This window comes from Brevibacterium sp. FME37 (genome assembly GCF_014897485.1).
Classification (GTDB): domain Bacteria; phylum Actinomycetota; class Actinomycetes; order Actinomycetales; family Brevibacteriaceae; genus Brevibacterium.
This window is the reverse complement of record NZ_JABUYE010000001.1, coordinates 371,665-384,141: the sequence shown is the minus strand read 5'-3', so window position 1 is coordinate 384,141 and position 12,477 is coordinate 371,665. Positions and strand designations below refer to the sequence as shown.

The following is a 12,477-nucleotide window of genomic DNA, read 5'->3' as shown; positions in this document are numbered from 1 at the left end:
TGTGGCTGTGCCTTTCATCCTCGCGCCACGGCCAGAGCCCTGTGCGAAGTCCAGACTCAGCCCAGCCGTGTCAGCGCGGCTTCGACCGCTTCGCTGTCGTCGATGTCGGTGATGACGTCGGCGTGGCACAGCAGGAACCGACTCAGCCAGTCCACGGAGTGCACAAGGAATCTGATTCGCACATTTGGTTCCCCGTTGGTGAGGTATTCACGCTCGCTCAGCTCCAGTTCATCCGCGAGCCATGCACCGGCCGCGGACAGAGTCATGGTGACTTCGTGGGTGTTCGACTGCTTGTTGCTCACGGCCAGCGGCGGATGTGCGGCCGGTGACCAAGAGCGGATGCTGCTCAGCGCGAATCGGCGTGGAGCCTGCGCGCCGTAGCACCAGGCGTCCAGGTACCAGTCGGCCCCCGGAACCAGCTTGCTGGGGGCAATGGTCCGCCGTGTCAGTTCATCTCGGGAACCGACGTAGTAGTCGATCTCGATCGCTGCTTCCGTGTCGATCGCGTGCTTGAGGAACGTCATGAGGTCTTCGTCCGCGGGAATGGGGCTGACCTCGACCGGTGTGTGGAGGTTCTCCCCCGCAGCTAGTCGCAGTTTCTGTGCCGCCGTCCGCACAGCCTCGGTGTCGAGCCCCGGCAGGGTGTCGATGAGCTCAAGGGCCAGGACAAGGACGCCTGCTTCCTCCGCGCTGAGACGGACCGGGACGGAGACCTCCTCGGCGTTGGAAATGTAGATCTTGCCACCCTCCCAGGTGGCGTCGATGAGGTCATCGGGCATGTGTCCGGGGCGACCTGTCACGAAGAGGAGCTGCAGGTCATCGATGAGCGTGTCCGAATCGATGTTGAAATAGGAGGCTGTCTCTTCGAGGTCAGCACCTGGATGGGCGTCGAGGTAGGGCACCAGGCTGAGCAGCCTGGTGAGTCGTTCACGCGCTGAGGACATTGCGGCCTCCAAGTCGTTCGAGGGAGACTCGGACCGTCTCACGTCGGTCCTCGACGGCCTGTGCCAGTTCTGCTGGGGCAAGCACCTCGACGGCGGTGCCGAAGCTCACGATCTCCGCTGCCAAAGACGCCGTATCGGTGAACTCGATGACCACGCAGTCATCTTCTGTGCGGACCTGACGTCTGCGCAGCGGGTCCGCGCGGTGGGCACGGATGCGCAGCTTCGCCTCGGCGACGACAGCCATCTCCGTACTCGAGTTCAGCGCCACATGCGGTGCGAAGTCGGTGGGAATGTCATAGTCCCCGGGGTCCCGCCCGCCGAGCTTCGTGATCTTACCCTCGACGCGAGAGAGTCTGAAGGTGCGTTCGGCTTCGCGGTCGATGTCGTGTCCCAGCAGGTAGACCCGGTCTCCACGGCTGAGCAGCGCATAGGGTTCCAGCTTGACCTTGCGAGGGTTCTGTCCGGGCTTGTGGTACTTGAAGCTGATCGCCTCGCGAGCGTTGATGTGGTGGAGCGCAGTGGCGAAGTTCGCACTGCCGAGCTTGCGTGCCGCAGGTCCCTGATTCTCTTCGACATGCCCTGGGCCCGCCTCGGTGAGATCGATGCCCAATGCCCGCAGCTTCGTCAGCGCCTGTGCGCTGGACTCGCCGAGTTCGGTGTCGGACCAGAACTGAGCGGCCACGGCTACCGCTGCGGCCTCGGATGGGGTGAGCTCAACATCGTCCATCGCGTAGTCGTCGGCGGAGATCCGGTAGCCCGTCTCGCCGACATCCGAGTAGGCGTCATGTTCAGCGCGGGTGGCGATCGTGATCCCCATATGCCGCAGGAGCTCCTTGTCGCGGGAGAATTTGCGGTCGAAGGCGATGTCGTCGAGGCCCGCATAACCGTCGATGGCGCTCATCAGAGTCTTCCGGGAGACCCATCCGCGGGCGGCTCTGAGAGCGATCAGCAAGTTCATCAGACGCTCGGTCTGCTGCCTCTGTCTGCTGGGGCGGGGTGTATTCACAATTCCACCGTAACCTAATGCGGGCGATAGTCTTAGGACCATGATTCATTGGCGCAGAGGAACCGTGACCACGATTCGCTCCACCCGGCCAGGATACACAGAGGTCGAGGCCGATATTGACCAGGCATTGCCGGGCACGACGATCACACATATCAAGGCCGTCGCCTATACGGAGGCGGTCGGAGACCCGCAGATCGGAGATATCGTCCTGCTCAACGTTTCGGCGCTGGCCAAACGTCTTGGCACAGGCGGATTCGGTCTCGTGGTGGCTCTGCCCGATGCGCTGCCGGCCGACCCCCCAGAGGGGCCAGGGCATCTGGTCAAGGACCGTTACTCCCCTCTGCAGACGATGGTCCTCGGTGTCGACGATCAGGAGTCGGAACACCATGAGACCCTCGCTCGGGAAGAGTCTCTGGGTGGGATGCCTGTGCTGGCGGCGGATCTGCATTCGGCTCTGCCAGCCATCATCGCCGGCGTCCGTGCGGTCAACCCCGAGCTGCACATCGCCTATGTCCTCAGCGACGGTGCAGCTCTGCCGGCCAGCTTCTCTCAGGCAGCAGCTGGACTCAAGGACGCAGGCTGGCTGCACGGCACCATCAGCACCGGTCAATCCTGGGGCGCCGATCTTGAGGCTGTGACGATTCACACGGGTCTGCTCGCCGCCAGACATGTCCTCGGTGCCGATATCGCCATCGTCGCGCAGGGTCCGGGAAATCTGGGGACTGGAACCAAATATGGCTATTCGGGCCTCGTCACCGGTGAGCACCTCAATGCGGCCGCTCTGCTGGGTGGCACCCCGATGGGTGTCCTGCGCATGTCCAATGCCGATGCCCGTGGCAGGCATTTCGGCATCTCGCATCATTCTCTGACGTCTCTGACCGAGATCGCCCGTCCCGGAATGACGATCCCGGTCCCAGACTTCTCCACCCTCGCCGAGGCGGACCGTCGTGAGATGGAACCCGACCCTTCCGTGGTGGTTGAGGTCGCTGCCGCGCAGATGTCGCTGCTGCACATGCACGATCAGGTCGACGTCAGCCTCGAGGGCCTATGGGCCGGTTTGAAGTCCTCACCGGTGGGTCTGTCGACGATGGGACGAAAACTGCCCGCCGATGCGGCAGCGTTTCTCGCTGCCGCCGCGGCGGGCAGAATGGCTGCCGAGATCTGAGTCTCGGCAGCCGATTCACAGTTTGCGTGTCAGCGCAGTGTGACTGCGTCTCAGCGCACATCCTCCAGATCGCAGACGAAGATCAGGGACTCGCCGGGTTTGATGACGCCGCCGGCTCCCTGGTCACCGTAGGCCAGGTGAGGTGGGATCTGCAGGGTGCGCCGGCCACCGACCTTCATGCCCTGGATGCCCTGGTCCCAGCCGGAGATGACCATGCCGGAGCCGAGGCGGAATTCGAGCGGGGTGCCACGGTTGTAGGAGGCGTCGAACTCTTCACCGGTTGAGTGGGCGATGCCCACGTAGTTCACGCTCACGGTATGGCCGGGGCCCGCCTCGACGCCGTCACCGATGATGTCATCAACGATGACGAGCTCGGTCGGAGCCTCGGTTCCGGGGAAGTCGACGACTGGTTTCTGCTTGCTCATGGTGTCTCCTTATGTCGTAGTTCTATGGTGTGTGTCTTCAGCCACCGGCAAAGACTTCCTCAACCCTGGGCTGAGAGGACGTCGATGACGAAGACGAGGGTGGCGTTGCCGGGAATGCTCGGAGGGCTGCCCTGTTCTCCGTATCCCTTGTCCGGTGGCACGACGAGCACGATCTGGCTGCCGACCTTTGCCCCGACAAGACCTTCGTTCCACCCTTCGATGACTCCAGCCTCACCGACTGGGTCAACGGCGAAGGGTCCGCGATCATCCTGCCAGCTTGAGTCGAAGTACTTCGAATTGTCGTCCCAGAGCCAACCGGAGTAGTGCACGGCCACGCTCTGGCCTTCCTTGACCTTCGGCCCGTCACCCTCGATCGTCGTATACGTTTCGAGTTCCTTCGGGGCCTTGCCCTTGGGCTTCGAGATCGAAGGTTCACCGTTGTCCGCCCATTTGACCGTCACGGGGTTCTTCGACTGGTCGACCTTCTTGCCCTCGGCGTGGGCCAAGGGCTTCGTGGTCTTCTCAATGTCGATGACGTAGACGAGGGTCTGCGCGGGCTGCCCCTCTTGTGCGCTGCCGTTGAGCGACATGAGCACACGTGATCCGACCTTCGTGTCCAGGAGCGCATCGTAGAGCTGCTCCGAGATCTGGCTCTTGTCCATCGGGAACCCGGCCGGTGACTTCGAATCGTAGCTCGATTCGATCTGTTTGCCGGTTGTGCCTGAGACCAAAGTCATCTGCGCGGTGACCTGCTCACCGTCGGCGACCTTGTCGCCTTTGCCCTCTTTGATGACGGACTTCCCGGTCTTGTCCACGACCAGGGGCGCCTCGAAGCTGACTTTCGGTTTCTGTCCGTTCTTGCCTTCGACTGTGACGTCGTCGAGGCTGGTCGACTTCGCGTCCTTGGCCGAGACGGAAGGTGGGGCACTGTTCGTGTCCTTGGCCTCCTCGCCCTGTCCGCAGGCGGACAGCAGCAGTGTGGCGGCCGCGATGACGGCGAGCACTTTGGTGCGCACGTGGTTCCTTTCGTTCAAGACCAGATCAGTGAGATCTTACAGGCCTGCAATGAGAGCTTCGGCCTGTGGGTGCGTGGGCTCGAAGGGATTCTTCAGCGCCACGGCGCGACCGGATTCATCGTTGAGTCTCAGATGCACCCAGTCGACGGTGTAGTCCCGGCGTGCGGCATGGGCGGCCCGGACGAATTCGCCGCGGATGGCTGCCCGAGTGCTCGCCGGTGGCACGTCTTTGGCCTTCTCCCGTGCTTCCGACGAGACCAGGTTCTTCGCCATTCCGGTCCGTTCCAGCTTGGGGAACAGGCCGGTGTCAGGTGTGATGTCGTGATAGGCGATGTCGAGGCGAGAGATCCGGGGGTCCGTGAGGTCATCGATGCCACGCGCCAACGCCCGATCGATGAGGGCCTTCTTCATCACCCAGTCGATCTCCTGCTCGACTGCGGAGAAATCCTGGGCGGCCACCGCGTCGAGCATCCGGGTCCACAGGTCGATGACGTAGTCGGCCATCCCGTCGTCGCCGAGGCTGTGGTCGCCCTTCTGCACGAGGACCTGCGCGCGGTCACGGTAGTCGGCGAGCAGGTTCAGCGGTGTGATCGTCGTCCCGTCCGTGCGCTCGAGCGGCACCGAACCGGTGAGGTCCCTGGCGACGAGGCGGATGTCGCGCACTGGGTGGCGCAGACCGTGTTCGGGGATTCGTGCGCCCTGTTCGATGAGGTCGAGCATGAGCACGGCCGATCCGATCTTGAGCGCCGAGGTGGCTGTCGACATCGAGGAATCACCGACGATGACGTGGAGACGGCGGTACTTCTCCGCATCGGCGTGAGGTTCGTCCCTGGCGTTGATGATCGGACGCGACCGTGTCGTGGCCGATGAGAGTCCTTCCCACATCACATCTGATCGTGCCGAGAGGCCGAACATCATGTCTGAGCGATTCGCTTCGTCATCCGGTTTGAATGAGGACTGTGCGGGGATGATGGCGCCCGCGCCCACCATCAGCTGGCGTGAGACGAGGAACGGCAGCAGAACCGTGGTCAGGCGATTGAAGTCGAGATTGCGGCGGATGAGGAAATTCTCGTGGGAGCCGTAGGAGTTCCCGGCCGCGTCGGTGTTGTTCTTGACCATATGGATTCGTCCACCGAGTCCATCGGCTTCGATGCTTGTCTGGGCCTGTCCCAGCAGATCGATCATCAGGGACTCCCCCGCCCGATCTTGGGTGAGCAGGTCGGTCAAATTGTCGCATTCCGCGGTGGCGTATTCGGGGTGTGAACCCACGTCGAGGTAGAGCCTTGACCCGTTGGGCAGGAACACGTTGGAGGAGCGTCCCCACTCGACGATGGGTCGGAACAGATAGCGTGCGATCTCTTCCGGGCCGATGCGACGGTCGTGCTCCCCGGCGGAATGCGCGAGCCCGTATTCGGTTTCGAGGCCGTAGATTCTGGCCATCAGTCCTCCCGCAGCTGCGCCATCATAGCGTCGCTGAGTCGTTTGAAAGTGCGGTGACCGCTGGCGTTCCTGTCGAGCACGGCCGCTTCGAGGTCTTTCGTCGGCAGTGTCGCGGCTGTTGCGGTGGCAAGAGCGCGCACACCATGGTCAAAGACCTCTGACAGCGGCAGCACCGAGGTCGACAGGTCCTGCAATGCTGCGGTGATGTCATCAGCCTGTCCCCCGATTGCCACATGTTCGGTCTCATCCATGACAGAACCGTCATAGCTGAGCCGATAGAGCTGATCGGCATCGGCGGTGAGCCCGAGTTCGGCGATGACGAGTTCGACTTCGAAGGGTTTCGCCTCGGTGGTGAAGACCCCGGCCAGTGTCTGCGCGTAGGCGTTCGTCAGCCCCCGTGCCGTGACATCACTGCGGTGATAGGAGTACCCGCGCAGGTCCGCATACCTCACACCGGCTTGGCGCATCGTCTCGAATTCGTTGTATTTCCCGACTGCGGCGAAGCCGATGCGGTCGTAGATCTCGGCGATCTTATGCAGCGTCGGTGACGGGTTCTCCGCCAGCATGAGGATGCCTTCGTCGTAGCGCAGAACCACGACCGACCGGCCCCGGGCGATGCCTTTGCGGGCGAAGTCGGCGCGGTCCTTCATCAGCTGTTCGGGTGAGACGTAGAACGGTGCCTGGCTCATGTGAGTGCCTCATTCATGACGGTCATGCCTGTGCTTTCCTTCTCCGCCGGTCGACTACTGCGGTGGCCACCGACATCACGGAAGCGGAGGGGATCTCGACGACGCCGTGTTCCAGGTCGACGGTGAAGATCGTCGGTGCGATCTGCCGAACGAAATCGGGGCCGCCAGTGGCCGAATCATCATCGGAGGCATCGAAGAGTGCTTCAACGGCTACCGACACCGCGGCGTCGGAGTCGAGGTCGGGCTGCCATAGCTTCTTCAGCGCCCCACGGGCGTAGCCGGACCCGGATCCGATCGAATGGAATCGGTGCTCCTCATATTTTCCGCCGGTGACATCGAAACTGAAGATCTGCCCGGCCGGGGTCGCCTCGTCGACACCCGCGAAGAGCGGAACGACCGAGAGGCCCTGCATGGCCAGGTTCAGGTTTCCGCGCAGCATCGACGCCAAACGGTTGGCCTTGCCGCCCAGAGACAGGCGGGCGCCCTCGATCTTCTCGTAGTGTTCGAGTTCGAGTTGGTAGAGGCGGATGAGATCGAGCGCGAGCCCAGCGGTGCCGGCAATGCCGATGACCGAGAAATCGTCGGCAGATCGCACCTTCTCCATGGAGTGGGAGGCGATCATGCTCCCGATCGTGGCACGCCGGTCCCCTGCCATGAGGATGCCCGCGGCAGTGCGGAAACAGATGATCGTCGTCCCCTCCGGAACGTGATTCCCCAGGTCATGCCCGACCGTTGTCGGCAGCGACTCTGGAGCCACGGCGCGGGCGAGTTCGACGAACGAGTTGCTCGTCGAACTCAGAAATGCAGGAGAGAATCCTGACATCTCATTGGCCGCCCTTCTGGACGAAGTTGCGCACGAACTCCTCTGCGTTGGATTCGAGGACTCCGTCGATCTCATCGAGGATCGAATCCACGTTCTGGGTGTTGATCTGTCCTTGCACAGCCTCCGGCGGTTCAACGGGTGGTTCTCCCCCGCCAGCCGAATGGTCTTTCTGAACCTGTTCCTGCGAACTCATTGCGCACCTCTTTCATCGTTCGTCTTTTTCAGTCTATCCACTCCCAGCGCCTGCAGCAGTCCCTGTGCGTCGTGCACTTGGGCCAGTCTGTCTGCGAGGAGTTCACGGTTGCCCTTGAGCGGTTCACTCATCGGAAGTCGCACGATTCCGTATTCGCCGGCGTCGAGGACTAGCGAGTCCCAGCTGGCTGCGACCAGTGAGTCCGAGAACCGGGTCACCGCCAAGGATCTGAGGTAGGCCCGGGTTCCGTCGGGCGCAGACACGACCGCGTTCTCCACCTCAGCTTCGGTGGTCATCCGGCGAATCCGTCCGGCCTTCTCAAGCTTGTAGAACAGGCCCTTCTCGGGGCGGACATCGTGATATTGGACGTCGATGAGCGCAAGCTTCGGGTGATCCCAGTCAAGGTTCTCCTTCTGCCGGTAGCCTTCGAGCAGGACCCATTTAGCGATCCAGTCGATGGAGTCCGAGAGGCTGCGTGGGTCGGTGGCCAAACCGTCGAGGAGTCTTTTCCATTCGCGCAGAACCTCGGTGGTGTCCGCGTCGTCTCCGGCATGTTCGAGGCAGGCCGCGTAGTACGTGTTCTGGATCTCGAGTGCGGTCATCGTGGTGCCGTCGGACATGGGCAGTTTCGTGCTCAAGCTCAGGTCGTGGCTGACATCCCACAGTGCCTGCATCGGGTCGGCGAGTTCGAGTGTGGGCACGATACCCGCCTCGATGAGTCCGAGCACCAGAGAGGTGGAGCCGAATCGGACGAGGGTGGCCGGTTCGGCCATGGTGGCATCGCCGATGATGACGTGCAGTCGACGATATTTGGCAGGATCGGCGTGGGGTTCGTCTCGGGTGTTGACGATCGGTCGGCGCAGAGTGGTCTCGAGCCCGACCTCTGCTTCGAAGAAGTCAGCACGCGAGGAGATCTGGAAGCCGGCGGTCTCGCCTTCGCGTCCGATGCCCACTCGTCCGGATCCACAGAGGATCTGTCTGCTGACGAAGAAGGGGATCAGACCGGCGACGAGGTCATCGAAAGCAACACCGCGGTCGACGAGATAGTTCTCGTGGGTGCCGTAGGACGATCCCTTCGAATCGGTGTTGTTCTTGTAGAGGTTGACGGGTTCATCCGTTGTTTCCAGACTGCGCACCGAGGCCAAGGCCACCAGATCTCCAGCCCTGTCGTAGGTGACGAGATCGCGCGGAGTCAGCACTTCCGGTGATGAGTACTCGGGGTGGGCATGATCGACGTAGTAGCGGGCACCGTTCTCGGTCACGACGTTGGCCAGGTACTGTGCTTCCACGGATTCCTGGGGCATGTGGGTGAGCTGGGAGATGTCGGCGTCGGCGACGTTCATGAAGAAGCCGCGTGCATCGGCCAGGGGTGATTCGGTAGCGAAGTCCCAGAAGTTCTGTGACGACTTTAGTCCGCGTGGTCCTGCATAGGCGTCGACGACGCGCGCCGAGTCACGCATCGGGTTCGCTCCCGGATTGCCGGGCTGGCTCAGTCCGAACTCGGTTTCTGAACCCATGACACGGTGGACACTGAGCATCTGTACTCCCTCTAACGTTTAGACTCGGGGACGTGGCTGCAAAGAAATCTCATCTCCCGATCGCGTTGACCGTCGACCTCGTCCTGGTCGTCCTATTCACCATCATCGGTCATTACACACATTCTCATAATTTCGAACTCCAGGGTCTCATGACCACAGCGTGGCCGTTCCTGGCCGGGCTCGGCATCGCTTGGCTTCTCTCGGCGGTCTGGGACCGCCCGATCTCTCCTTTGGCCACGGGGACCGCGGTGTGGGCGATCACCGTCCTGCTCGGACTCGTGATTCGCGCTCTGACAGGTGAGGGCACCGCTGGACCATTCGTCATCGTCGCCGCGAGCCTCAACCTCATCACCTTGGTCGGTTGGCGCATCATCGCCACAGCAGTGACCGGCGGCGGCAGCACTGCTCGTCGACGCCGCCGCTGAGCACCATCTCTGACTCAGGATGATTACTGTCTTACTCCGCTGATCGTAGCTCCTGAAGCCGACCGCGTACGGGGCGAATCAGACCAGGTCTGAATTGGGGTACACCTCGGCGATGTCCGATTCCAACGGAACCGCTGGGGCACCTCGCGTCGTGTCCAGGTGCATCATCCGCAGATGCGTCACTCGCTCCCCCTTGCGCCCGGAGATCCGTGCCCACTCGTCAGGGTTCGTCGTATTGGGCAGGTCCTCGTGCTCGCTGAACTCTTCGGCGATGGCCTCTTCGAAGTGCTGGGGCTGGAGTCCGCGTTCGCCGGTTTCCAGCAGCGACTTGATCGCACTCTTCTTGGCCCGGTCCACGATGTTATGAATCATGGCACCGGAGGCGAAGTCTGCGAAGTGGAGTACTTCCTTCGCTCCGTCGGCATAGGTGACCTCGACGAACTCGTTCTCCGGTGACAGCGCATACATGCGGTCGACACAGAATGAGATCAGAGATGACACCGCCTCGGCGGGGGTTTCATGACCGGTCAGCACACTCGGGTGCAGAGGCAGTTCGGCGGTGAGGTACTTCTCGAAGATGTCACGTGCCGCATCAGCATCAGGACGTTCGATGCGGATCTTCACATCGAGACGACCGGGACGCAGAATTGCGGGGTCGATGAGGTCTTCGCGGTTCGAAGCGCCGATGACGATGACGTTGTCGAGCTGCTCGACGCCGTCGATCTCGGTCAGCAGCTGCGGCACGATGGTCGTCTCCACGTCCGAGGATTTGCCGGTACCGCGGGTGCGGAACAGAGATTCCATCTCATCGAAGAAGACGACGACGGGGAACCCTGCTGAGGCTTTCTCCCTCGCACGGGCGAAGATGAGGCGGAGCTGACGTTCGGTCTCGCCGACGTACTTGTCCAGCAGCTCCGGTCCCTTGATGTTGAGGAAGTAGGTTTTGCGGGACTGACCTGCGCCGGTCCGGTCGGCCAGGGAGTTGGCCACGGCTTTCGCGATCAGAGTCTTGCCGCAGCCGGGAGGGCCGTAGAGCAGGATGCCCTTCGGCGGTTTGAGTCCGTGTTCGGTGTAGAGCTGCGGATGTTCGAAGGGCAGCTCCACTGCGTCCTTGATCTGACCGATCTGATCGGCCAGCCCACCGATGTCGGAGTAGGTGATGTCGGGGACCTCTTCGAGCAGCAGCGAAGAGACCTCGGGCTTCTCGACGACCTGGAGCGCATAGTGCGTGCGGGTATCGACGACCACGGCGTCACCGACGCGCAGACCGGCATCGACGAGGTCCTCGCCGAGGATGAACACCTGCTCGTCATCGCCGGGTGCGCCGACGAGGATCCGGGTGTCGTCGACGAACTCGCGCACGTTGACGACCGAGCCGACCGGGGCGAAGGAACCGGTTCCGATGATGACGAGACCCTCGGAGAGAAGCACGTCGGTACCGGCACGCAGCTGTTTCGGCTCCACCTCGGGTCCGACGGCTACGCGCATGCGGCGGCCGCCGACGATGACGTCGGCGCTCAGCCCCGACTCTTCCACCGCGATGAGGGTGCCCCAGTTGTTGGGCGGCTCCGTCAGCCGATGGGCTTCTTCTTTGATCCTGTTCAGCTCGTCGCGAGCTGTGCGCAGGGTCTTCGACAGAGCTTCATTGCGTTTCCCGGCGCTGAAGAGCTGTTGGCGCAATGACGCTGTGTCCTCGCGCTGACGCTGTGCTTCGGGCGTGGTCTCGGTCATTGGTCCTCCTTCGACCCTGTGGTGTCCGACTCCTGTGTGTCCGACACTTCTGTGTTCGACTCTTGAGTGTTCGACTCTGAGGTCGGCAGTTCTTGATTCAAGCGTTTTCCCGCCTCGCGCATGACGCGGCGCAGCTTCTTTCCCTGCGCCACTCTGGCACCGACCGCTTCATCGGTGACTTCAGGCTTCGTCCAGGCATCAACGTCTTCAGTCGATGCCGGAGCGCCCTGAGGGCGTTTCTTCTTCTCCAACGGGGCCACTCCGGGAGCCATACGTCGAGACATGACAAGGAATCCGGTGTGGGCGATCATCCGGTGGTCGGGACGGACTGCGAGCCCATCGACGTGCCACCCTCTGACCATGGCCTCCATCGACTCGGGTTCGCTGAAGTTCTCCGTGGCGCGCAGGGCTTCGACGAAGCGGGAGAGCTGGGGAACGGTGGCGACGTATGCGATCACGACGCCGCCGGGTGCCAGCGCCCGGCTGACGGCGTCCAACGTGTTCCATGGTGTGAGCATGTCGAGGACGACCCGGTCGACGCTGCCGGGGGCATGGGCCTGAGGCAGTTCGTCGGAGAGATCGCCAACGCTGACTGACCAGTTGTCCGGTCGACCGTTGAAGAAGTCTGCGATGTTGCCGGCCGCGATGGTAGCGAATTCCTCGCGGAGCTCGAAGGAATGCAGGGTGCCGGTGGGGCCGACTGCCCGCAGCAGAGCCATGGACAGGGCCCCGGAGCCGACTCCGGCTTCGACGACGGTTGCACCGGGGAAGATATCACCGAGGGTGACGATCAGACCGGAATCCTTGGGATAGACGACCGCAGCCCCGCGAGGCATAGACAGAACGAAGTCCTCGTACCGCGGGCGGAAGACCTGGAAGTCGATGCCTCCTGTGTTCGACACGATGATTCCCTCGGTGCGACCGATGATGGCATCGTGTTCGATGAGTCCCTTATGCGTGTGGAACAGCTCCCCCGCAGCCAGCACAATCGTGTGCATTCGGCCCTTGGGGTCTGTGAGCTGAATCTTCTCGCCGGATTTCAGTACCCGGTCGGGTTCGGTATGGCTTGCCTCAGTCATGAT

The 12,477-nt window shown here is 62.5% G+C and carries 13 protein-coding genes; 2 read left to right on the top strand and 11 right to left on the bottom strand.

Going from position 1 to position 12,477, the window contains the following annotated elements; genetic code table 11:
• Positions 1 to 56 precede the first annotated feature (56 nt).
• Together INT29_RS01715 and INT29_RS01710 are read right to left on the bottom strand one after the other, a co-directional pair.
• Positions 57 to 944, bottom strand: a complete 888-nt coding sequence (locus tag INT29_RS01715) for a WYL domain-containing protein (protein ID WP_101574436.1) — start codon at positions 942 to 944, stop codon at positions 57 to 59.
• Entirely contained in the window at positions 928 to 1,950 is a 1,023-nt protein-coding gene (locus tag INT29_RS01710) for a helix-turn-helix transcriptional regulator (RefSeq protein WP_257930253.1), read from the bottom strand. The genes INT29_RS01715 and INT29_RS01710 overlap by 17 nt, the downstream gene beginning before the upstream one ends.
• 40 nt (positions 1,951 to 1,990) lie before the next feature.
• On the opposite strand from INT29_RS01710, the gene INT29_RS01705 reads away from it, so the two are divergent.
• The gene (locus INT29_RS01705) at positions 1,991 to 3,115 is read left to right on the top strand and encodes a DUF3866 family protein (RefSeq protein ID WP_101574438.1); all 1,125 of its coding nucleotides are present in this window, start codon (positions 1,991 to 1,993) and stop codon (positions 3,113 to 3,115) included.
• Between the two features lie 50 nt (positions 3,116 to 3,165).
• Here the strand turns inward: INT29_RS01705 and INT29_RS01700 are convergent, their stop codons facing one another.
• The 7 genes from INT29_RS01700 to dop are packed head-to-tail and all read right to left on the bottom strand — an operon-like array spanning position 3,166 to position 9,239.
• Positions 3,166 to 3,540, bottom strand: a complete 375-nt coding sequence (locus INT29_RS01700; RefSeq protein WP_101574439.1) for an FKBP-type peptidyl-prolyl cis-trans isomerase — start codon at positions 3,538 to 3,540, stop codon at positions 3,166 to 3,168.
• Between the two features lie 59 nt (positions 3,541 to 3,599).
• Positions 3,600 to 4,556 carry an FKBP-type peptidyl-prolyl cis-trans isomerase gene (locus tag INT29_RS01695; RefSeq protein ID WP_319020814.1) on the bottom strand — a complete coding sequence of 319 codons (957 nt, stop codon included), beginning with the start codon at positions 4,554 to 4,556 and terminating at the stop codon, positions 3,600 to 3,602.
• A 36-nt stretch (positions 4,557 to 4,592) separates the two neighbouring features.
• The gene (gene pafA / locus INT29_RS01690; protein WP_226841508.1) at positions 4,593 to 5,996 is read right to left on the bottom strand and encodes a Pup--protein ligase; all 1,404 of its coding nucleotides are present in this window, start codon (positions 5,994 to 5,996) and stop codon (positions 4,593 to 4,595) included.
• On the bottom strand, positions 5,996 to 6,685 hold the full coding sequence (gene prcA / locus INT29_RS01685; protein WP_101574441.1) for a proteasome subunit alpha: 690 nt from the start codon (positions 6,683 to 6,685) through the stop codon (positions 5,996 to 5,998). Before prcA ends, pafA begins: the two co-directional genes overlap by 1 nt.
• A gap of 22 nt (positions 6,686 to 6,707) precedes the next feature.
• Complete coding sequence (prcB, locus tag INT29_RS01680) at positions 6,708 to 7,508, bottom strand: proteasome subunit beta (protein ID WP_101574442.1); 801 nt, start codon at positions 7,506 to 7,508, stop codon at positions 6,708 to 6,710.
• Between the two features lies 1 nt (position 7,509).
• On the bottom strand, positions 7,510 to 7,701 hold the full coding sequence (locus tag INT29_RS01675) for a ubiquitin-like protein Pup (protein WP_101574443.1): 192 nt from the start codon (positions 7,699 to 7,701) through the stop codon (positions 7,510 to 7,512).
• Positions 7,698 to 9,239, bottom strand: a complete 1,542-nt coding sequence (gene dop / locus INT29_RS01670; protein WP_101574444.1) for a depupylase/deamidase Dop — start codon at positions 9,237 to 9,239, stop codon at positions 7,698 to 7,700. Before dop ends, INT29_RS01675 begins: the two co-directional genes overlap by 4 nt.
• A gap of 32 nt (positions 9,240 to 9,271) precedes the next feature.
• On the opposite strand from dop, the gene INT29_RS01665 reads away from it, so the two are divergent.
• Complete coding sequence (locus INT29_RS01665; RefSeq protein ID WP_101574445.1) at positions 9,272 to 9,664, top strand: DUF3054 domain-containing protein; 393 nt, start codon at positions 9,272 to 9,274, stop codon at positions 9,662 to 9,664.
• 78 nt (positions 9,665 to 9,742) lie between these two features.
• Here the strand turns inward: INT29_RS01665 and arc are convergent, their stop codons facing one another.
• On the bottom strand, positions 9,743 to 11,395 hold the full coding sequence (gene arc, locus INT29_RS01660) for a proteasome ATPase (protein WP_193070533.1): 1,653 nt from the start codon (positions 11,393 to 11,395) through the stop codon (positions 9,743 to 9,745).
• Positions 11,392 to 12,474 (bottom strand): tRNA (adenine-N1)-methyltransferase, encoded by a 1,083-nt coding sequence (locus INT29_RS01655; RefSeq protein ID WP_226841506.1) that lies wholly within the window; start codon positions 12,472 to 12,474, stop codon positions 11,392 to 11,394. Before INT29_RS01655 ends, arc begins: the two co-directional genes overlap by 4 nt.
• Positions 12,475 to 12,477 lie beyond the last annotated feature (3 nt).

What these genes read in the sequence shown, in the direction of transcription:
- INT29_RS01715 (WP_101574436.1), bottom strand. Translation starts at nt 944, where the DNA reads ATGTCCTCAGCGCGTGAACGACTCACCAGGCTGCTCAGCCTGGTGCCC.
- INT29_RS01705 (WP_101574438.1), top strand. Translation starts at nt 1,991, where the DNA reads ATGATTCATTGGCGCAGAGGAACCGTGACCACGATTCGCTCCACCCGG.
- INT29_RS01700 (WP_101574439.1), bottom strand. Translation starts at nt 3,540, where the DNA reads ATGAGCAAGCAGAAACCAGTCGTCGACTTCCCCGGAACCGAGGCTCCG.
- pafA (WP_226841508.1), bottom strand. Translation starts at nt 5,996, where the DNA reads ATGGCCAGAATCTACGGCCTCGAAACCGAATACGGGCTCGCGCATTCC.
- prcA (WP_101574441.1), bottom strand. Translation starts at nt 6,685, where the DNA reads ATGAGCCAGGCACCGTTCTACGTCTCACCCGAACAGCTGATGAAGGAC.
- prcB (WP_101574442.1), bottom strand. Translation starts at nt 7,508, where the DNA reads ATGTCAGGATTCTCTCCTGCATTTCTGAGTTCGACGAGCAACTCGTTC.
- INT29_RS01675 (WP_101574443.1), bottom strand. Translation starts at nt 7,701, where the DNA reads ATGAGTTCGCAGGAACAGGTTCAGAAAGACCATTCGGCTGGCGGGGGA.
- dop (WP_101574444.1), bottom strand. Translation starts at nt 9,239, where the DNA reads ATGCTCAGTGTCCACCGTGTCATGGGTTCAGAAACCGAGTTCGGACTG.
- arc (WP_193070533.1), bottom strand. Translation starts at nt 11,395, where the DNA reads ATGACCGAGACCACGCCCGAAGCACAGCGTCAGCGCGAGGACACAGCG.
- INT29_RS01655 (WP_226841506.1), bottom strand. Translation starts at nt 12,474, where the DNA reads ATGACTGAGGCAAGCCATACCGAACCCGACCGGGTACTGAAATCCGGC.